We start from the raw sequence: 18,961 nt of genomic DNA on the forward strand, positions 1-18,961 counted from the left end.
TTGAATAATCACGTTTGAATAACCCGCGTCAACAGTCGGCACCTCCGTCGCACACGTCAAGCCCAACCGAAGGAGCAACGGTGATCCACGCCAGAGGACTCGCCCGAACGTTCGACACCAAACGAGGAAGGGAGAAGGTGGCCGTCACGGCGGTCGCCGGCGTCGACATCGACGTCGAAGAAGGAGAGATCGTCGGCTTCCTCGGCCCGAACGGGGCCGGCAAGACGACCACCCTGCGCATGCTGACAACACTGCTCAAACCCACGACGGGCACGGCCACGGTGGCCGGTTTCGACCTTGCGAAAGACCCCATCAACGTGCGCAAGAGCATCGGCTACGTCTCGCAGAGCGGCTCCACTGCATCAGAAGCCCGAGCGGGCGAAGAGATCGTCGACCACGGACTGCTCTACGGCATCAGCGCGGAGCAGGCGACGCGCCGCGGCAAAGAGCTCTTCGAGCAACTCGAACTCGACGGGATGTGGACACGGCAGCCGAAGACGATGTCTGGTGGTCAGCGCCGCCGACTCGACATCGCGATGGGTCTCGTGCACGACCCCCGGTTGGTGTTCCTCGACGAACCGACCACCGGGCTCGACCCGCAGGCCCGAGCCAATCTGTGGACCCACATCGCCGACCTGCGCACGAAACGGGGGAGCACGGTGTTCCTCACCACGCACTACCTCGACGAGGCCGACGCGCTCTGCGACCGCATCCTGGTCATCGATCACGGTTCGATCGTCGCCGCGGACACCCCGGAGGCGCTGAAACGCCAAGTGGCCGGCGACCTGATCGAATTGGTGCTGCACGACGAACGCCACGTCCCCCTCGCAGCCGAGCAGCTCGGCCGATTGAGCGATGCGAAACCGGATGTGGTCGGTCGCGTCGTGAGCGTCCGCGTGCCGAGCGCGGGCACCGAACTGCCGCCGCTGCTGCGCGCCCTCGACGCTGCCGGGGTGGAGCTCGCCGCCATCGAAGTGCGCCGCCCCACGCTCGACGATGTCTTCCTCACCATGACCGGCCGCTCGCTTCGCGAGAACGCCTGAGCCGACACTGCCTCCCGCACCCCTCGCCTTCTTCCGTCTCCAAGGAACGACAATGACCTTCTCTGCACAAACCTGGATCATCTTCCGCCGCCAGATGCGCCTGGCGCTCCGCAACCCCGCCTGGGTGATCATCGGGCTGGCTCAGCCCGTGCTCTACCTGTGCCTGTTCGGCCCCCTGCTCGAGCCGCTGGCCAAGCAGATCGGCACCGACAACGCCTACACATTCTTCGTGCCCGGGCTCCTGGTGCAGCTCGCCCTGTTCGGAGCGCTGTTCGCCGGGTTCGGCCTCATCTCCGAGTGGCGCGAAGGCGTCATCGAGGCGGAGCGCGTGACGCCGGCCAGCCGCACGGCCCTGCTGCTCGGCCGGGTGCTCCGCGACCTCGCCCTGCTCACCGTGCAGGGCATCCTTCTCGTGGCGCTCGGATTCGCCTTCGGACTCACCGGATCGATCGGCGGAATGATCTTCGGCCTCGTTCTGACCGTGCTGCTCGGCGGCGCCTGCTCGGCCTCGTCGAATGCGCTCGCGCTCAGCACGAAGAGCGAGGATGCGCTGGCGCCGATCCTCAACAGCATCTCGCTCCCCGTTCTGCTGCTGTCCGGCATCCTGCTGCCGATCAGCACAGCGACCGGGGCCCCGCAGTGGCTGGCGACCGTGAGCGACTTCATGCCGATCAAGTACATCGTCAACGGCATCAGAGCCACCTTCGTCGGCGACTTCTGGACGACGACCGTGCTCTGGGGCGTGGTGTGGACTCTCGTGCTGTTCGCGCTCGGACTCTGGGTGGGCACGCGCACCTTCCGCAAAGACAACGCCTGAGCCGGCAGCATCTTCCCGGGGTGTTCCTGTCGACCTGCTGCCGTCGGAGCCGGAATCACCTGAAGACGAGAGCGCTCCACAGGTCGCTGCGACTGCGCGTTCTCCCCACATCCCACCCCACAGCCCGATCGTGCCGGTGGCCTCTGAAACGATGGGCTCATGAGCACCACGAGAGAACAAGCCCTCGCCACCCTCCGCGCCCTGGTCGGTCGCGACGACGCAGACTTCCACGAAGGCCAGTTCGAGGCGATCTCGGCCCTCGTCGACGATCACCGACGGGCCCTCGTGGTGCAGCGCACCGGGTGGGGCAAGTCGGCGGTCTACTTCGTCGCCACCATGCTGCTGCGCTCGCGCGGGTCGGGGCCGACCATCCTGGTCTCGCCGCTGCTGGCACTCATGCGCGACCAGGTCGCGGCGGCGGAGCGCGCCGGGGTGCGCGCGGTCACGCTCAATTCGGCCAACCGCCACGAGTGGGACGACGTCATGCAGAACCTCCGCGACGACACCGTGGATGTGTTGCTCGTTTCGCCGGAGAGACTCAACAACCCATCCTTCCGAGACGAGTACCTCCCCGCCCTCATCGGCCGCAGCGGGCTGCTCGTCATCGACGAGGCGCACTGCATCTCCGATTGGGGCCACGACTTCCGGCCCGACTATCGCCGCCTGCGTGATCTGATCGCCGCCATGCCGGACGGCGTTCCCGTGCTCGCCACCACGGCCACGGCCAACGAGCGGGTCGTGGCCGACGTCGCCGAGCAGATGGGAAGCGGCGGCCATGGCGAGGTTCTCACCCTCCGCGGCCCATTGGCACGCAAGTCCTTGCGTCTGGGCGTGCTGACCCTTCCCGATGCCGGTGCCCGGCTCGCCTGGTTGGTCAGCAACCTGGGCGCCCTCCCCGGCAGCGGAATCATCTATGCGCTCACGGTTTCGGCCGCCGAAGACACCGCTCGTCTGCTGCGCGAGGCCGGGCATGAGACCCACGCATACACCGGCCAGACCGACACGGCCGAGCGCGAAGATCTGGAGGGCCGCCTCAAACGCAACGAGGTGAAGGCTCTGGTGGCCACCAGCGCGCTCGGAATGGGGTTCGACAAACCCGACCTCGGATTCGTGGTGCACCTCGGCGCTCCGTCGTCGCCGGTGGCCTACTACCAGCAGGTCGGCCGCGCGGGCCGCGCCACCGACAATGCCGATGTGCTCCTGCTGCCCGGCCCGGAAGATCGAGCGATCTGGGACTACTTCGCCACCGCATCCATGCCCTCGAAACCGAAAGCGGATGCGGTGCTCTCGGCACTCACCGGCGAACCGCAGTCCACCCGCGCGCTCGAGAGCCAGGTCGACCTCAAACCCTCCACACTGGAACTCCTCCTCAAAGTGCTCGACGTCGACGGCGCCGTGCAACGCGTCGCGAAAGGCTGGATCTCCACCGGGAGGCCCTGGGCCTATGACGAGGAGCGCTACTCCCGCATCGCCGCGGCCCGGCAGGCCGAGCAACGCGCGATGCTCGACTACGAGAGCACGCCAGACTGCCGAATGATGTTCCTGCAGCGCGCCCTCGACGACCCGGGCGCACAGCCGTGCGGGCGCTGCGACCGTTGCGCGGGCGCATGGTATCCGAGCGAGGTCGGGTCGGCCGCCGCCGCCTCGGTGGCGACAGCGCTCGACCGCGTGGGGGTGGAGATCGAACCGCGCAAGCTGTGGCCGACCGGCGCAGACCGGTTGGGTGTCCCGGTGCGCGGCAAGCTCTCGCCCGATGAACTGCTGTCTCCCGGCCGGGCGTTGGCGCGCCTCACCGACCTCGGCTGGGGTGGTCCGCTCCGCGAGTTGCTGTCGCCCGAGGCGGCGGATCAGCCGTGCCCGCCCGCCCTGCTCGCCGCGTGCATCCGCGTGCTCGCCGATTGGAAATGGGAGCAGCGTCCGGTCGCCGTGGTGAGCATGCCGTCGCGTCGTCGTCCGACCTTCGTCGCCTCGCTGGCACGAGGGTTCGCGGATGCCGGCCGGCTGCCATACCTGGGCGAGCTCACCCTCGTCGATGGTGGTCCGAGCGGTGACCCCGGCGGAAACAGTGCGTTCCGTCTCGCCTCCGTCTGGGATCGTGTCGCCGTCGGCGAGCTCGCGATCCCGGCCTCCCAGCCCGTGCTTCTCGTCGACGACCTGGTCGACAGCCGCTGGACCATCACCGTGGCCGGTCGGATCCTTCGTGAAGCGGGCGCCTCCGCGGTGCTCCCCTTCGCAGCCGCGCTCCGCTCGTGATCACCGTCGAGACCAGGGTTTCGCCCGCCGAAACGGGGAGCCGGCGCGCGAAGACTTGTTCTCGGCGGCCCGTGGATTCGGGTGCTCTGCGGCTCGTGGATTCGGGTTCACGGCGGCTCGGCGCTTTCGGGGCCCGAGGGATTCAGCGGTCTTTGCGGATCCAGCGGAAGGTGAGACGGCAGGCGATCAGGCCGGCGACCAGCCAGATTCCGAGCACCACGGCGAGCCAGCCGAGCTGCCAGCTGCCGCTTGGCTCCTGCGACTCGAAGCCTGCGGGCAGGAAGACGCTGCGCATCCCCTGAGCGATCCATTTGAGCGGGAAGACGCTGGCGATGTTCCGCAGCCACTCCGGCAGCAGGTTGAACGCCAGGTAGACGCCCGAGATGAATTGCAGCACCAGAACGATGGGGATGATCACCGCGGTCGCGCTCCGACCGGTGCGCGGCACCGACGAGAGGGCGATCCCCAGCACTGCCGAGGTCACGATGCCGAGGAGGTACACCCACGCGAACCGCAGCCACAGCGCCGGGTCTGTCGGCAGGGCCACGTCGAACGCCAGACGGGCGACGAGCAGGAGCAGGATGATCTGCAGGATGCTCGTCACGATCACCTGCCCCATCTTCCCGATGAAGTACGACACCACGGGCAGCGGTGTGCCGCCCAGACGTTTGAGGGTGCCGTCGCTTTTCTCCATCGCGATGTCGACGGCCAGGTTCTGCACACCGCTCAGCAGGATCCCGGCCGCGATCATGCCCGGCAGATAGTAGGCCGCCTGGGTGATCCCGCCCGAACCGTCCGCAGCGACGCCCACCTTGCCGAGGCCTTGGAAGGCGACCGAGAAGATCCCCAGCATCACGACCGGGAACAGGAAGGTGAAGAAGATCGTGTCGCCTTGCCGGAAGTAGACGGTCACCTCGTAGCGCACACGGTCCAGCCCGAGTCGGATGGTCCTCACGATTCATCTCCCGCCGGGTTGGCCGGGGCGACAGGGTTCGTCGGGTTCGGCGTTTCTGCGGCGCCGGTTCTGGTGTCTGTCTCGCCGGCCTGGTGGACGAGTTCGAGGTAGATGTCTTCCAGGCTCGGCCGGATCACTTCCAGGTCGCGGGGTTCACCACCCTGCTCGGCGGCGAGTCGGGCGACCACTGTTGCTGGCGCTTCCGTGCGTTCGGTTCGGGGTTGCCCGTCGGTGTCGCGCCAGCGGACGATCGGCACTCGCGCCTCCGCCCCGCCGATCGTGTCGACGTCGCCGATGTCGATGAGCCTGCCCTGCGCGATCACGGCCACCCGGTCGGCGAGCTGGGCGGCCTCGTCGAGGTAGTGGGTGGTGAGCAGGATTGTGGTGCCTTCCTTTTTGAGGCCTCGGATGAGTTCCCAGAAGTCGCGCCGCGCTTCCGGGTCGAACCCGGTGGTCGGTTCGTCGAGGAAGAGCAGCTGCGGGCGTCCGATCACCCCGAGAGCCACATCCACTCGTCGCCGCTGGCCGCCGGAAAGGTTTTTGATGCGGGTTTTCGCTTTGTCGGTGAGCCCGACGGCGGCGATCACTTCGTCGACGTCGCGGGGTCGCGGGTAGAGCCGGGCGAAGTGGCTGAGTTGTTCGCGCACGCTGACGTCGCCCGACTCGGCTCCCGATTGCAGGACGATGCCGATGCGGGCCTTCCAGTCGAGGCCGCCGTGGTGGGGGTCCACCCCCAGCACGCTCGCGGTTCCGCCGCTCCGGTCGCGGTAGCCTTCCAGGATCTCGATCGTCGTGCTTTTGCCTGCACCGTTCGGCCCGAGCAGGGCGAAGGTCTCCCCGGCGGCGATGTCGAAGCTCACCCCGCGCAGCGCTTCGAATCCGCCGTAGTTCTTGCGGAGCTCGCGAACCGTGACGGCCGCGTCTGCGGCCACCCTGCCGACACCCGGGAAGGTCATGCACTCATCATGCCCGACTTCGTCGCTGGCCGGACCGTATGGCGCCGAGTACGGCCAGGATGAGGATGAACGCCCCCGCGACCACAACGGCGAGCGTCCAGGCGCTCGCCGGCGAGAGCCCCCAGAACCACACTTCCGCTGCCGCCAGCCGAGACCGGGCCGAAACGACCCACAGCACGCCCGCGGCGAACACAATCAGGATGAGCCCCCAGACGACACCTCCCCAGCGCACCTGCGGCCGTGCCCCGCGTCCCGCCATCGGAGCGGCGTAGGCGGCGCCGCTCTGCCAGGCAGGAGCCGCCGCCGCCGCTGCGGCGTCGGACGGGGACGGGACGGTGGCACCCGGGGACGGGACGGTGGCACCCGGGGACGGGGCGGTGGCGCCCTCCGGCCAGGAGTGATCGGGGCCCGTGGCCTGCGCGCCGGTGGATGAGGGGATCGTCGGTTGTGGGACGGTCGGTTGTTGAACGGTGGTTGAAGGAGACGCCGGTTGCGCGACCGTCGGCCACTCGGCGGTCGGATGCGGGACCGTGGGGTAAGTCCCCGCCGAGGGGGCCGAGGGGGCCGAGGGGGCCGAGGGGGCCGAGGGGGCCGAGGTGGCCGAGGTGGCCGAGGGGGCGTCGGGGACCGCTGTGGTGTCGCCTCGGACAGCGGAGACGGTGGGCTCGGCGTTGTTCGCCGCACTCCCCGCACTCCCCGCGCTTGCCGAGTTTCCCGCGCTTGCTGAGTTTCCCGCGCTCGTCTTGGCGAGGGTGGGTGTGTCTGCGGTGATTGCCTTCGGGCTTGCCGACTTCGAGGTGGCCGCTTGTGAGCCGGCCGCTTTCGATGAAGCTTCTTTCGATGCGGTCGCTTTCGATGCCGTTGCTTTCGATGCCGTTGCCTTCGGTGCGCTCGCTTTCGGCGCGGCTGACTTCGTGCCTGCGGGTGTGTCCGCGTTGGGTTCGGCCGGGGCCTTAGCCGTCCGCGGCGCTGCTGTCTTCGAAGGAGTGCGCGCGGGCTTCACCGTTTTCGAGTTCGCCGGTTTCGAGTCCGCGTTGCTCGATGTCACCGAGGGGGTCGGCAGCGTGTCCGGTGTGGGCGTTTCGGCTGCCGCGGTCGTTTCGTTCTGGTCGGCGTCGGTCATTTCCCGGCTCCCTCATTCGGAGTGTTCTGTGTTTGCTGGAGCATGACGTCGAGGCTGCCGACTTGCTCGACCCGCACGATCGCATCCGGTCTGGCTTTGGTTCCCACGGTCAGGTCGACGGTGCACGTATCGTTCGGTTGGCGCACGCACGGGTGCGAGACGACCTTGTCGTTGACGGTGTTGAGCACGTCGATGCTTCCACCGCTCAGCACGGCATGGATCGTGATGGTCGTGTCGTCCATGGTCTCGAGCACGGTTCGGCCGGGACCTTTCACCAGGTCGATGACCGGTGTCGTGGCGGTGTCGAGCTGGGTGTCGTCGAGCCAGAGCTGGGTTGCGCCGTAGGCCTGGGCGAACCGGGTGCTCGTGGTGGGCGTGACGGATGCCCCGTCGAAGAGGAGATGCCGGCCGGTGATGTCCCGTGGGACGACGGCGGTGAGCACGGTGACGAGCGCGAGCACGACTCCGAGAAAGGTGAGGAATCCGCTGCGTCGTTTCAGGAGACCGGCGAGCAGCGACGCCAGACCGAACACGAGGGTGGCCACGGCGAAAGCGGCCGTGAGGTCGTATCCGGTGATGCCGGTGAACGAGGTCCAGACCAGCGAGGTGATCGCGGCGCCGATCAGGGCGACCCCGATCGTCGCCCAGCCGAACGCGGCCCCGATCCGAGGGTTCGCCGCCCGGAAGGCTCGGCGTCCCTCGGCGGCCTGGGCACTCATCGCCGCGGCCTGCGCCCGCATATCGGCGGAGCGCTGGGCTTTCACCGCTCGCATGTCTGCGTTCAGACGCTGCTTCCACTGGGCGTGCTCGGCCTGCCACGCCGCGTGCCGCGTCTGCCAGTCGGCCACATCCTGCGTGGAAGCGCCCACGGTGGGGGCCGGCGGTTCGGACGGTTCTGTCGAGGTGTCGAGAACGGGTGTTCCCGTCGCGCCCACCGTGGTGGGCGTAGTAGCCGCGGATGCGGTGTGCGGCATGGATGCGCTTGTCGATCCCGTCGTGGCGTCGCCCGCGGCACCGCGTGCAGCGTCGGCGACACCGGTGACGTCACCCGCGACAAACGTGGCAGTGCTGGCGCCCGAGTCTCCACGCTGCTCGTAGGCGTTCGGGTTCGCCGACGGCATGCCGGCGGCGAAGGGGGTCTGCGATCCTGTTGCTCCGGCTGTGGCACCCCAGCCGCCTCCGACGGAGTCGCCCCCGGCCGAGCCGCCTCCTGCTGTCGTGCCGGTTCCGGCGCCGGTTCCGGTGCCGGCACCGGTTTTCCAGCCGCCGCGTGAGGCGATCACGATCAGGCCGACGACGAGGCCGACGACGATGATCGTCCAGATGACGCGGCCGAACGCATCCCACCAGCCGCCAGCTCCCCAGAAGGTCGAGCCGGCCCACCAGATCCCCTGTGTGGGCGGGAGCAGTGAGAGCAGCGCGAAGGCGCCGATGCCGACGATGGCGGGCTGGAACTCGCCGTCGAGCAGGCGCTGCAGGTGGATGCGATTCTCCCTGTCGGGGAGCAACGCCCACGCGGCCGCGTAGATCAGGAGGGCGGGTGCACCGAGGATCGCGGCGACGACGACGATGCCTCGCACGATGAGCGGGTCGATGCCCAGGCGGTTCGCGACCCCGGAGCACACACCTCCGATCCACCCTTCGGTGCGGATGATGCCGAGGCCGCGCATCCAGTCGAAGAAGCGGGTGCCGCGGCCGGAGAGCCCGGTGCGGGGCCCGCCATAGGGCGAGGAGGGTGTGCCGGCCCCGCTGGGCGGTGGCGTCGAATCGTGCTGTGACATGCTTCGATCGTGGTCCCTGGCGAGCATCGCTGCCATGGGGTATCCCCCTGAGTCGACCCTGATTCCCGGTGGCCGGGGTGTCGGGTGGGGGTGGAGTCTGCTTGGATTTCCCACGTGACCCCCTCCGCCGTTCCGCTTCCGCCGCGCCCGCCCCGGCCGGCCGGCCCCGCGCGCCCGCCCCTGGCCCGGCCGCGCGTTTGCGTGCTCGGCGGGGTGTGTGCGGCACTGGCCGAGCATCTCGGCTGGTCGCTGCTGGCCGTGCGATGGGTGTTCGTAGCGCTGACTCTCGTCGGGGGCGCCGGTGTTCTGCTCTATCTCTGGTTGTGGGCGCTCACGCCGTTGCGTTCGCCGAACACGGCCGATCCGGTGGACGGCGTGCAGCGACGCGTTCCGGTCTCGTGGCTGCTTCTGGCTTTTGCCGCGATCGCCGGCCTCGCGGCGATCGTCTTCGTGGTGACTGCGGCCGCGCCGTTCTCGGCGCTCGCGGCCGTCGTGGCGATGATCGCGTTCGCCGTCTGCGCGGTCGTCTGGGATCAGCTCGTCGACGTCGGGGATGCGGCCCGCGGTCCCGCGTCGTCGGCTGTTCTGCGCGTCGCGGCGGGGGCGGGACTGTTGTTCATGGCCATCGCCTTGAGCGCGAGCCCGAACCGTGTCGACTCGGGGTGGCTCTGGTTGTGCATCATCGCCGTCACGTTTGCGGGCGCGGCGGTTCTGCTTGCCCCGTGGGCTTTCCGACTCTGGCGCGAGCTCATCTCGGAGCGCACCGCCCGTATCAAGGAGGAGCAGCGTGCGGAGATCGCGGCCCACCTGCACGACTCGGTCTTGCAGACCCTTGCTCTCATTCAGAACCGCGCCGGAGCCTCCAGCGAGGTTGCCCGGATCGCCCGCGCGCAGGAACGTGAGCTGCGGGAGTGGCTGTTCGCCGGCGCCGAGACGCCGGTGAGTGACCTCGCCACCGATCTGCGGGATTTCGGCGCGGCGTTGGAGGTCGATCACCCGGTTCACATCGATGTCGTCGCGGTCGGCGAGCCGGTGGAACGCGGAACGGCCGAGTTGGCAGCGGCCGCCCGCGAGGCGATGCTGAACGCGGCACGGCACGCCGGGGGAGAGATCTCGGTGTACGTGGAGAGCCGGCCGGGTGCCGTCGATGTGTTCGTACGCGACCGCGGTGCGGGGTTCGACATCGATTCGCTCCCCGAAGGGCGGCTGGGCGTGCGAGAGTCGATCATCGGCCGGATGAAACGGGCGGGCGGTTTCGCGACCGTCACGTCGCGAGATTCCGGCACCGAAGTCCATCTGAGCATCGAGTTCGCGAACGAGGCCCCATGACAGATTCATCCGACACCCCCGACGCTCCTGCGGAGCCTGCCGCGTTCGCGCCGATCACGGTGGCGATCATCGACGACCATTCGATCTTCCGGTCCGGCCTGCGTGCCGATCTCGACCGGCGGCTCGACGTGGTGGCTGAGGCGGCGGATGTGGATGCGGCAGTGGCTGCGATCCTCGCCTCGCGACCGGGCGTCGTGCTGCTCGACGTGCACCTTCCCGGCGGCGCCGGGGGTGGGGGCGCGGAGGTCGTGCGGCGCACGATCGCCGAGTGTCCGACCACCCGCTTTCTCGCCCTCAGCGTCTCCGACGCGGCGGAAGACGTCGTCGGCGTCATCCGGGCCGGTGCGCGCGGTTATCTCACGAAAGGCAGCTCGGGCAGCCAGGTGAGTGACGCCGTTGTCGCCGTCGCGAGTGGCGATGCCGTGTTCTCGCCGCGTCTTGCCGGGTTCGTGCTCGACGCCTTCGGTGCGGCCGCCGGCGAGCAGGCCGAGACGACCGATGAGCTCGATCGGCTCTCCGCACGGGAGCGCGAGGTCATGCGGCTCATCGCGCGGGGCCACTCCTACAAGGAGGTCGCCGCCGACCTCTTCATCTCGATCAAGACCGTTGAGACCCATGTCTCGGCCGTTCTGCGGAAACTGCAACTCTCTTCGCGCCACGAACTCACCGCGTGGGCTCTCGAACGCAAACTCCTGTAGCGGCGTCGTCATCCCGCCCTCCACGATCGCCCCGGCAGTTCGGCGGTGACACGGCGGTGTGAGCGCAATGCGAGAACGGCGCGGATGCGGCGACCGAGCCCCTCGTCGGCGATGTCCTCCGGGCCGAGCTGGACGATCTGCCATCCGTCGGCTTGCAGATCGAGCTGGCGACTGAGGTCGGAGCGGTACGCCTGAGGTTCCCGATGATGGTCGCCCTGGTACTCGAGAACGACCCGGCTCGCCGGAAAGACCAGATCACCCCGGTAGCGGCGCCCACTGGAAGTGTGGAGCGGTGGGTTGGCGACGAAGCCGCCGATCCCGGCTTGGAGCAGCCGAACACGCAGCCGGGACTCCTGTGGCGACTCCGCGGCCGGATCGATCAGGTCGAGCGCGCCGACGAGTCTGCCGCGCCCGCGACGGCCGGGGTAGGAGGTGAGGGCGGCGCGCAGAGCTTCGACCGTCGTCGTGGGCGCGCGGGTGGCCACGAGATGGTCCCCGGCGACGACCAGCTCTTCGAGCGAGAGGGCCTCGGCCAGCTCGCACCACATCCGTTCCGTCGAGCTGAGCGGCAACCCGTTGCTCACGGTGACGTCGCCCGGACGGATGCGCACCGAATGCCCGACGACGCCCGCCGACCGCGGCGCTCGCCGTGGCGCGGGGACGGAGACATGCACGTCGTCGGGCAGCCGGGGGAGCGGGACGCCGCGCAGCGCTGCTGCGGTCGGACCACTGAAGAAGCCGCCGACGATCGTCTGCGCGCAGGCGCGGCAGCGTTCGGTCAGGTCGAGGTCGTGGCGGGCGGCGACGACACCATGGAACGGGCGGTGGAGGTCGCGGTTGCGCAGGCGGCTGTCGCTGACGCCATGCCGCCGGGCCTCCGCGGGCGTGAAGGTGCGGAAGCGGAGTTCGGTGGGCAGCTGTTGCGGTGTTCTCATGCCTCAACTCTGCCGAGCTGGAAGGGCGGGATGGGGTTATCCACAGGGCGGATGCGGTGGCACTTCGTGAGTGGTCGCAGAATGTCGCTTTGGGGGCGAAATGGGTCGCGAGAACGACGTTTTGCGACCGTTCGCGGCCAGGGGGGTGGGTGGGGTGGGTGGGGCGGGACGGGGTGAGGGCGGGGGGCTAGCGGAAGAGGCGTTGCAGGCGGCGCACGCCTTCGAGGAGTTCGTCGTCGCCGAGAGCGTACGAGAGGCGCAGGTAGCCCGACGGTCCGAACGCCTCGCCGGGCACGGTGGCGACCTCGGCCTGGTCGAGGATCAGGTCGGCGAGTTCGAGAGAGGTCGTCGGTGTCACGCCGCCCCACGTCCGTCCCAGCAGGCCGGAAACGTCCGGATAGACGTAGAAGGCGCCGAGCGGTGTCGGGGTGATGACGCCGGGGATCGTGTTCAGTTCGGCGACGATGGTTCGGCGGCGGCGGTCGAACGCCTGACGCATCTGCTCTTCGGGTTCCTGCGGGCCGGTGAGGGCTTCGAGGGCGGCACGCTGCGAGATATTGGAGACGTTCGAGGAGAGGTGCGATTGCAGGTTGGCGGCGGCGGCGATCGCGTCGGCGGGGCCGGTCATCCAGCCCACGCGCCAGCCGGTCATCGCGTAGGTCTTGGCGACGCCGTTGACGAGGATGGTGCGGTCGGCCAGCTCGGGCACCGCCTCCACGATCGAGACGGCTTTCACTCCGTCGTAGGTGAGGTTCTGGTAGATCTCGTCGCTGATGACCCACAGTCCGTGCGATTCGGCCCAACGTCCGATCTCTTCCACCTGGGCCGGTGAGTACACGGCGCCCGTCGGGTTGGACGGCGAGACGAAGAGGAGCACCTTCGTACGGTCGGTGCGCGCGGCCTCCAACTGGTCGACGGTGACGAGGTAGCCCTGGTCGGCACCCGCGAAGACGTCGACCTGCGTGCCGCCGGCGAGTTTGATGGCTTCGGGGTATGTCGTCCAGTACGGGGTGGGGACGAGGACCTCGTCGCCGGGGTCGAGCAGGGTGGCGAAGGCTTGGTAGACGGCCTGTTTGCCGCCGTTGGTGACGACGACCTGCCGCGGGTCGACGGTGAGCCCGGAGTCGCGGAGGGTCTTCGCGGCGATCGCCTCGCGCAGCTCGGGCAGGCCGGCCGCAGGGGTGTACCGGTAGTTGCGGGGGTCTCGGACGGCGGCGAGGGCGGCGTCGACGATGTTCGCGGGGGTGACGAAGTCGGGTTCGCCCGCGGCGTAGCTGATCACAGGGCGGCCCTGCGCTTTGAGCGCTTTTGCCTTCGAGTCGACTTTGAGGGTGGCCGATTCGGCGATGGCGTCGATTCGGCGGGAGAGTCGGGGGTGGGCGGGGCGCTGCGGTGCGGTCACGGGGGTCAACTTTACAGTGGGGGGTTCGTCCCATACACTTGTTCGCGGTAGTTGAAATCTGCCATGCTTTTTTGCGCCCATTTCTCGGCAATGATGGTTGGTGGAACGATCGTGCTGCGTGTGAAAACTCGTCAGCCTGATCGGTTAGCCTTGTTCGAGGATGTGCGCGATCGAGTGTCGCGATCTCACTTTCCTAGGGCGGTGGCTCAATTGGTAGAGCAGCGGTCTCCAAAACCGCAGGTTGCAGGTTCAAGTCCTGTCCGCCCTGCAAGTCGGCACCCTGGTGCCGGCCCACGAAAGGTGTAACGAGGTGGCCCGAAAAGTTATCGACGAGCCGAGCGAGGAAGTCGTCGCCAACGCGAAGAAAGAGCGCGCCGCAAAGCGCGGTCCCTTCGCACGGATCGCCCTGTTCATCCGGCAGGTGATCGGCGAACTCAAGAAGGTCGTCACGCCGACCCGTAAAGAACTTCTGAGCTACACCGGTGTCGTGCTCGTCTTCGTGGTGATCATGATGGCGCTGGTGTCCCTGCTCGACTGGATCTTCGGTCTCGGTGTCTTCTGGGTGTTCGGGAATCCTTCCTGATCCCGGGTCGACCGACCCCTCGATTCACCGGCCAACGACAGAAATGGAATGAAATCAGTGTCTGAGACAAATCGCGACGACGTGGACTGGGCGACCGCAGCCGAGCAGTCCTCCGAAGACGATGAGGCGCAGACCGGTAACGTTCTTGCCGCCGACGAGGAGGCGGTCGACGCTGCCGAGCACGAGGCCCTGCATGTGGTCGCCGGCGACGGCACCGAGATCGATCTCGATGCTGTTCTCGACGCGATGGCCGAAGCCGTCGACCCCGAGGCGGACCGCGCCGTCGACGAGGCCCTCGAGGTCGACGACGAGCAGGAGGCCGAAGCGGCCCTCGAGGCCGTCGAGGACGAGGACGCCACGGCCGCCGACCCCTACGAGGAGTTCCGCGCCGAGCTGCGCAGCAAGATCGGCAAGTGGTACGTCATCCACTCCTACGCGGGCTTCGAGCGCCGCGTGAAGTCGAACATCGAGAACCGCATGGTCTCGCTGTCGATGGAAGACTTCATCTTCGAGGTGCAGGTTCCGATGGAAGACGTCGTCGAGATCAAGAACGGCCAGCGCAAGATGGTCAACCGGGTGCGCATCCCGGGTTACGTGCTCGTGCGTATGGACCTCAACGAAGACAGCTGGTCGGTCGTGCGGCACACGCCGGGCGTGACCGGGTTCGTGGGCAACGCGCACAACCCCACACCGCTTCGTTTCGAAGAGGCATTCTCGATGCTGAAGAGCCTCGTGCAGATCCAGGAGGCCCCGACCAAGGGCGGCGCCGCCAAGGGTGCCAAGACCGCTCAGCGTGTCATCCCCGCCGAGGTCGACTTCGAGATCGGCGAGACGATCACGATCAAGGAAGGCTCGTTCGCGGGCCTGCCCGGATCGATCAGCGAGATCAAGCCCGAGAGCGGCAAGCTCACCGTGCTCGTCTCCCTGTTCGAGCGCGAAACGCCGGTCGAGCTCAGCTTCGACCAGGTGACGAAGCTCTAACCACAGATTTCCAGAACACCGGATCTCGGAATGGCCGAGAAACCGGGAGAGCCGTTCGGGATCCGTTCTGAACGTTCGAATACAAAAAAAGGAAGAAACATGGCACCGAAGAAAAAGGCAACTGGTCTGATCAAGCTTCAGATCAACGCCGGCGCCGCCAACCCCGCCCCGCCGATCGGTCCGGCGCTGGGTCAGCACGGCGTCAACATCATGGAGTTCTGCAAGGCCTACAACGCGGCGACCGAGTCGCAGCGCGGCAACGTCATCCCGGTGGAGATCACCGTCTACGAGGACCGTTCGTTCACGTTCATCCTCAAGACCCCGCCGGCCGCCGAGCTCATCAAGAAGGCCGCCGGCGTCGCCAAGGGTTCCGGCGTCCCGCACACCAACAAGGTGGGCAAGCTGAGCCAGGAGCAGGTCCGCGCGATCGCCGAGCAGAAGATGGTCGACCTCAACGCGAACGACATCGACGCCGCGTCGAAGATCATCGCCGGCACCGCCCGTTCGATGGGCATCACGGTCGAGGCGTAAGCCCGACACCCTCCACTGGCACCAGCCAACCCAGACACATCCGTGGCAGAGCCGGCCAGGCTCGCACCACATTCTCGACAGGAGAAACAAATGGCACAGAAGTCAAAGGCCTACCGGGCCGCGGCCGAGAAGATCGAGGCCGGAAAGCTCTACACCCCCGATGAGGCCGTCGCGCTCGCTCGCGAGACCGGCTCGGCCAAGTTCAACTCGACCGTCGAGGTCGCGCTGAAGCTCGGCGTCGACCCGCGCAAAGCGGACCAGATGGTGCGCGGCACCGTGATTCTTCCTCACGGCACCGGCAAGACCGCGCGCGTCATCGTGTTCGCGACCGGTCCGGCCGCTGAGGCCGCGATCGCCGCCGGTGCAGACGAGGTCGGCGGAGACGAGCTCATCGAGAAGGTCGCCGGTGGGTACACCGCGTTCGACTCGGCGGTCTCCACCCCCGAGCTCATGGGCAAGGTCGGTCGTCTCGGCAAGGTGCTCGGCCCGCGTGGCCTCATGCCCAACCCGAAGACCGGCACCGTGACTCCGGATGTGGCCAAGGCCGTCTCCGACATCAAGGGTGGAAAGATCGAGTTCCGCGTCGACAAGCACTCCAACGTGCACTTCGTCGTCGGCAAGGCGGCTTTCACGCCCGAGCAGCTGCAGGAGAACATCAACGCCGCGCTCGAAGAGGTCGTTCGCCTGAAGCCGTCCTCCTCGAAGGGTCGCTACATCCAGAAGGGCGCCGTGTCGACCACGTTCGGCCCGGGCATCCCGCTGGATGTCAACGCGATCTAGTCGCGACAAGCACCACACGAAAGGCCCGCCCCTGCACGCAGGAGCGGGCCTTTCGCTGTCTGGGTTTTTGCAGTCCGGCCGCTAGTGGCGGCCAGCGGCCACCAGGGAGAGCAGCCCGAACGAGACGCCGCCGAGACCGGTGACGCTGTCGTAGCCCTTCGCCGTCTTCAGCGAGGTGTCCTGATCGAACGAGACCAGGTAGCTGTTGCCGCTCGTCGCGCTCGTGTAGGCCACGGCCTGGGTCGGGTTCAGCGGCAGCACATCGCGGAAGCTGCTGGGCAGCACCCGCTTGATGCCGTACAGCGTGGGGTTGGCGAACCCGATCGACGTGTGGGTCGACTGCTGCACGAGCGCGATCTGCGCCGCGACGATCGGCGTGGCGAGCGAGGTGCCGCCGTACGTCTCGTTCACGAAGTCGCCGGTCTCCAGCGTGGTGTCATCGATGATCGGGCGCAGGCCGATCTGGAAGCCGGTGTACGGGTCGGCCAGTGCAGCGACATCCGGAGACACCCGGAAACCGTTTGCCAGCGAAGCCGGAACGGCGTTCTTCTGGTAGTCCGGCTGCGGGAAGATCGCGCTGGTCCCACCGCCGGCGCCGCCGACGAACCGGGTGCCGGGCAGCGGTTCAGTGTAGGCGAGAGCACCTGTCGAGGTTTTCACGATCTGGTCGACCGTGTCGCCCCAGCCGGTCTCGAAAGCCATCTTGCCGTTCTTGTCGATACCCATGCTCGTTCCGCCCACCGCGGTGACCCACGGCGAGGAAGCCGGGAAGTCGGGGGAAGGGTAGCCGAGGTTGGCCGCTTCGTCGCCGTTGTCCCCGCTGGAGAAGTAGAGGCCGATCCCTTCGCCCGCAGCCTGCAGCTGGATGTTGACCTCACCCTGGATGACGTCGGCCGGCACAGCCTCACCCACGTTGCCGTAGCTGTTGCTGACGATCGTGGCGAGCTTGTTGTCGAGGATCTTGGACATGGCGACATCAAGGCCGCCGCCGCAGTTCGTGCCGCCGACGTAGAGGATGCGTGCGCCCGGAGCGATGCCGTGCACCGATTCGACGTCGAGCGTCTGTTCGCTCTGCCATCCGCTCGGGTACTGGCAGATCGCCTGGTCGGTGAACTCGCTCGGCTTCGGCACCAGCTGCTGATAGCTGGAGTTGGTGAGCCCGGGCTCGCCGTTCGCGGCCGAGTAGGTGTTCACATCTTTCACGATGCTCGGGCTGGCGTAGGCGTCGATGATCGCGACGGTCTGGCCTGAGCCGTTCACGCCGCTCTTCGTGAGACTGCTGAGGCCGTAGGCCGAACGGAGCTGCGAGGGGGTGTAGCCGCAGTTGTATGTTCCGTACTGCGTCTGCCCGTTGTAGCTCGGCGGCACCGTCACCACATGCTCACCGGAGTAGTGCGAGCAGGGTGTGCTCACGACCGGGGCGGCCGCGGCTTTGCGGCTGATCTGCGGGGTGCTGGATGCTCCGAGGTCGCCTTGCCGGATGGAGTCCGGCCGGGTCAGCATCCGGGATTGCTCGATGCTCACTCCGGAGACTTTGGATCCGACGGCGCTCGGGAGCGACGGGGCCGAGGTCGGCGCGATGAGCTGCTGTCCGGCGTAGTCGAACGAGTGCAGCGAAGTTCCGAAGATGGAGCCGAGCTGCTCGGCCGTTCCGCGGAAGACGACGTATTGCCGGCTGGCGGGGACCGCGGTGATGGTGAGGCCGGCCGTCGTGAGGAAGCTGACCACAGCATCCGAGTCGGCCTGCGTCGGGGAGAACCTGCTGATCCACTGTGCCGGGCTCAGCGCTTTGCGGAAGGCCAGGTTGATGGGTGAGGAGACCGCCTTCGCCAGCGCTGTCGCGCCCTGCGGGTCACGCAGTGGAAGGTAGATCTCTCCCTCGATCGTCTCATCCGTGGGGGCGGCTCCGGCGTCGTTGGCGGCGGTGGCCCATTTCGGAACCGAATCGGTGAAGGTGACACGGTCGGCTGCGTTGGCCGCCCCGATGCCTGTCATCGACAGGGCGACCACAGCGGTTGCTGTGGCGATGATCCCCACGGCCCTTTTGTGAAGGGCTCGCCGGTTGATGCGAGTTGTCATGAACGTCATCCTTACTCGACTGTGAGTCGGTGCGCGGCGCGCACCATTCGCGAGAGTAGACCTCTGAGTTCTGCCACCACAAGAGGGGGTAGACGGTTCTGTCGCAGCTCGCGGTACGACGATCCGTCGGCGTCGGTTCCGCTCGGTACAGTGAAGGGGTGATCGAGACCATTCGCACCGCCGTTCCGGCCGACGCCCCCGCTCTCGCCGGGGTGGCCGCCGCGACCTTCGCGCTCGCCTGCCCGCCGCACACCACGGAGGAAGCCAAGGCGCACTTCATCGCCACAGTGCTCTCCGAGGATCGTTTCGCCGACTATCTGGCCGACCCCGGTCGCGTTCTGGTGCTCGCCGAAAGTGAGGGCGAGGCGGTCGGGTACACCATGGTGAATCTGGGTGAGCCTGAGGACGGCGATGTGCGCGCCGCCATCCGCATCCGACCGACCAGCGAGCTCAGCAAATGCTACGTGCTGGCCGGGCACCACGGCGCCGGTGTCGCCGCCGGTCTCATGGCGGCGAGCCTGGATGCGGCAGCGGCGAGCGGCGCGCAGGGCATTTGGCTCGGCGTCAACGAGGAGAACGAGCGGGCGAAACGGTTCTACGCAAAGCACGGTTTCGAGCGGGTGGGTACGAAGCAATTTCTCGTGGGCGGCCGCCTGGAGGACGACTGGGTGATGGAGCGTCCGCTGCCGCGATAGGCCGCGCCGGTGAGGCGCGG

18 protein-coding genes and 1 tRNA gene are annotated in these 18,961 nt (G+C 67.8%); 12 read left to right on the forward strand and 7 right to left on the reverse strand.

Annotated elements, in window-relative coordinates; all coding sequences use genetic code 11:
• Positions 1-80 precede the first annotated feature (80 nt).
• The 3 genes from K5L49_RS15600 to K5L49_RS15610 all read left to right on the forward strand — a co-directional run bounded on the left by K5L49_RS15600 (position 81) and on the right by K5L49_RS15610 (position 4,113).
• Positions 81-1,043: an ATP-binding cassette domain-containing protein gene (locus K5L49_RS15600; protein ID WP_223694143.1), complete on the forward strand. Its 963-nt coding sequence runs from the start codon at positions 81-83 to the stop codon at positions 1,041-1,043.
• A gap of 52 nt (positions 1,044-1,095) precedes the next feature.
• The gene (locus K5L49_RS15605; protein ID WP_223694145.1) at positions 1,096-1,860 is read left to right on the forward strand and encodes an ABC transporter permease; all 765 of its coding nucleotides are present in this window, start codon (positions 1,096-1,098) and stop codon (positions 1,858-1,860) included.
• Between the two features lie 159 nt (positions 1,861-2,019).
• Positions 2,020-4,113, forward strand: coding sequence for a RecQ family ATP-dependent DNA helicase (locus K5L49_RS15610; protein WP_223694146.1), 2,094 nt, complete (start codon positions 2,020-2,022; stop codon positions 4,111-4,113).
• A gap of 142 nt (positions 4,114-4,255) precedes the next feature.
• On the opposite strand, the gene K5L49_RS15615 is transcribed toward K5L49_RS15610, so the two are convergent.
• From K5L49_RS15615 to K5L49_RS15625, 3 genes are read right to left on the reverse strand one after another with little or no spacing between them, the layout of a single operon-like run.
• Positions 4,256-5,059 (reverse strand): ABC transporter permease, encoded by an 804-nt coding sequence (locus K5L49_RS15615; RefSeq protein WP_374107709.1) that lies wholly within the window; start codon positions 5,057-5,059, stop codon positions 4,256-4,258.
• 5 nt (positions 5,060-5,064) lie between these two features.
• Positions 5,065-6,024 (reverse strand): ABC transporter ATP-binding protein, encoded by a 960-nt coding sequence (locus K5L49_RS15620; protein ID WP_223694150.1) that lies wholly within the window; start codon positions 6,022-6,024, stop codon positions 5,065-5,067.
• A 7-nt stretch (positions 6,025-6,031) separates the two neighbouring features.
• Positions 6,032-6,283: a hypothetical protein gene (locus K5L49_RS15625; protein WP_223694152.1), complete on the reverse strand. Its 252-nt coding sequence runs from the start codon at positions 6,281-6,283 to the stop codon at positions 6,032-6,034.
• A gap of 337 nt (positions 6,284-6,620) precedes the next feature.
• Between K5L49_RS15625 and K5L49_RS15630 the strand changes: the two genes are divergently transcribed.
• Positions 6,621-7,193 carry a hypothetical protein gene (locus K5L49_RS15630; protein ID WP_223694153.1) on the forward strand — a complete coding sequence of 191 codons (573 nt, stop codon included), beginning with the start codon at positions 6,621-6,623 and terminating at the stop codon, positions 7,191-7,193.
• Here the strand turns inward: K5L49_RS15630 and K5L49_RS15635 are convergent.
• Positions 7,144-8,928, reverse strand: a complete 1,785-nt coding sequence (locus K5L49_RS15635; protein ID WP_223694155.1) for a PspC domain-containing protein — start codon at positions 8,926-8,928, stop codon at positions 7,144-7,146. The genes K5L49_RS15630 and K5L49_RS15635 overlap by 50 nt on opposite strands.
• A 114-nt stretch (positions 8,929-9,042) precedes the next feature.
• Between K5L49_RS15635 and K5L49_RS15640 the strand changes: the two genes are divergently transcribed.
• Positions 9,043-10,257 (forward strand): ATP-binding protein, encoded by a 1,215-nt coding sequence (locus tag K5L49_RS15640; protein ID WP_223694157.1) that lies wholly within the window; start codon positions 9,043-9,045, stop codon positions 10,255-10,257.
• Complete coding sequence (locus K5L49_RS15645) at positions 10,254-10,955, forward strand: LuxR C-terminal-related transcriptional regulator (RefSeq protein WP_223694158.1); 702 nt, start codon at positions 10,254-10,256, stop codon at positions 10,953-10,955. The genes K5L49_RS15640 and K5L49_RS15645 overlap by 4 nt, the downstream gene beginning before the upstream one ends.
• Positions 10,956-10,963: 8 nt before the next feature.
• Here K5L49_RS15645 and K5L49_RS15650 read toward each other — a convergent pair whose 3' ends face one another.
• Together K5L49_RS15650 and K5L49_RS15655 are read right to left on the reverse strand one after the other, a co-directional pair.
• A complete protein-coding gene (locus K5L49_RS15650) occupies positions 10,964-11,890 on the reverse strand; it encodes an endonuclease domain-containing protein (RefSeq protein ID WP_223694160.1) in 927 nt (308 codons plus the stop codon).
• Between the two features lie 187 nt (positions 11,891-12,077).
• The gene (locus K5L49_RS15655) at positions 12,078-13,292 is read right to left on the reverse strand and encodes a pyridoxal phosphate-dependent aminotransferase (protein WP_223694162.1); all 1,215 of its coding nucleotides are present in this window, start codon (positions 13,290-13,292) and stop codon (positions 12,078-12,080) included.
• 195 nt (positions 13,293-13,487) lie between these two features.
• Here K5L49_RS15655 and K5L49_RS15660 point away from each other — a divergent pair.
• From K5L49_RS15660 to rplA, 5 genes are all read left to right on the forward strand, one after another.
• Positions 13,488-13,560 (forward strand) — tRNA-Trp (locus K5L49_RS15660).
• Between the two features lie 42 nt (positions 13,561-13,602).
• Positions 13,603-13,875: a preprotein translocase subunit SecE gene (secE, locus tag K5L49_RS15665; protein WP_223694163.1), complete on the forward strand. Its 273-nt coding sequence runs from the start codon at positions 13,603-13,605 to the stop codon at positions 13,873-13,875.
• A 57-nt stretch (positions 13,876-13,932) separates the two neighbouring features.
• Entirely contained in the window at positions 13,933-14,856 is a 924-nt protein-coding gene (gene nusG, locus K5L49_RS15670; protein ID WP_223694165.1) for a transcription termination/antitermination protein NusG, read from the forward strand.
• Positions 14,857-14,955: 99 nt separating this feature from the next.
• Complete coding sequence (gene rplK, locus K5L49_RS15675; protein ID WP_223694167.1) at positions 14,956-15,387, forward strand: 50S ribosomal protein L11; 432 nt, start codon at positions 14,956-14,958, stop codon at positions 15,385-15,387.
• A 90-nt stretch (positions 15,388-15,477) separates the two neighbouring features.
• Positions 15,478-16,167: a 50S ribosomal protein L1 gene (rplA, locus tag K5L49_RS15680; protein ID WP_223694168.1), complete on the forward strand. Its 690-nt coding sequence runs from the start codon at positions 15,478-15,480 to the stop codon at positions 16,165-16,167.
• Between the two features lie 81 nt (positions 16,168-16,248).
• On the opposite strand, the gene K5L49_RS15685 is transcribed toward rplA, so the two are convergent.
• Complete coding sequence (locus tag K5L49_RS15685) at positions 16,249-18,246, reverse strand: S53 family peptidase (protein ID WP_223694170.1); 1,998 nt, start codon at positions 18,244-18,246, stop codon at positions 16,249-16,251.
• Positions 18,247-18,404: 158 nt separating this feature from the next.
• On the opposite strand from K5L49_RS15685, the gene K5L49_RS15690 reads away from it, so the two are divergent.
• Positions 18,405-18,941, forward strand: a complete 537-nt coding sequence (locus K5L49_RS15690; RefSeq protein ID WP_223694172.1) for a GNAT family N-acetyltransferase — start codon at positions 18,405-18,407, stop codon at positions 18,939-18,941.
• The last annotated feature ends 20 nt before the right edge of the window (positions 18,942-18,961 follow it).

Source organism: Leifsonia poae, assembly GCF_020009625.1.
Lineage (GTDB): Bacteria > Actinomycetota > Actinomycetes > Actinomycetales > Microbacteriaceae > Leifsonia > Leifsonia poae_A.

What these genes read in the sequence shown, in the direction of transcription:
- K5L49_RS15605 (WP_223694145.1), top strand. Translation starts at nt 1,096, where the DNA reads ATGACCTTCTCTGCACAAACCTGGATCATCTTCCGCCGCCAGATGCGC.
- K5L49_RS15610 (WP_223694146.1), top strand. Translation starts at nt 2,020, where the DNA reads ATGAGCACCACGAGAGAACAAGCCCTCGCCACCCTCCGCGCCCTGGTC.
- K5L49_RS15620 (WP_223694150.1), bottom strand. Translation starts at nt 6,024, where the DNA reads ATGACCTTCCCGGGTGTCGGCAGGGTGGCCGCAGACGCGGCCGTCACG.
- K5L49_RS15625 (WP_223694152.1), bottom strand. Translation starts at nt 6,283, where the DNA reads ATGGCGGGACGCGGGGCACGGCCGCAGGTGCGCTGGGGAGGTGTCGTC.
- K5L49_RS15635 (WP_223694155.1), bottom strand. Translation starts at nt 8,928, where the DNA reads ATGTCACAGCACGATTCGACGCCACCGCCCAGCGGGGCCGGCACACCC.
- K5L49_RS15645 (WP_223694158.1), top strand. Translation starts at nt 10,254, where the DNA reads ATGACAGATTCATCCGACACCCCCGACGCTCCTGCGGAGCCTGCCGCG.
- K5L49_RS15650 (WP_223694160.1), bottom strand. Translation starts at nt 11,890, where the DNA reads ATGAGAACACCGCAACAGCTGCCCACCGAACTCCGCTTCCGCACCTTC.
- rplK (WP_223694167.1), top strand. Translation starts at nt 14,956, where the DNA reads ATGGCACCGAAGAAAAAGGCAACTGGTCTGATCAAGCTTCAGATCAAC.
- rplA (WP_223694168.1), top strand. Translation starts at nt 15,478, where the DNA reads ATGGCACAGAAGTCAAAGGCCTACCGGGCCGCGGCCGAGAAGATCGAG.
- K5L49_RS15685 (WP_223694170.1), bottom strand. Translation starts at nt 18,246, where the DNA reads ATGACAACTCGCATCAACCGGCGAGCCCTTCACAAAAGGGCCGTGGGG.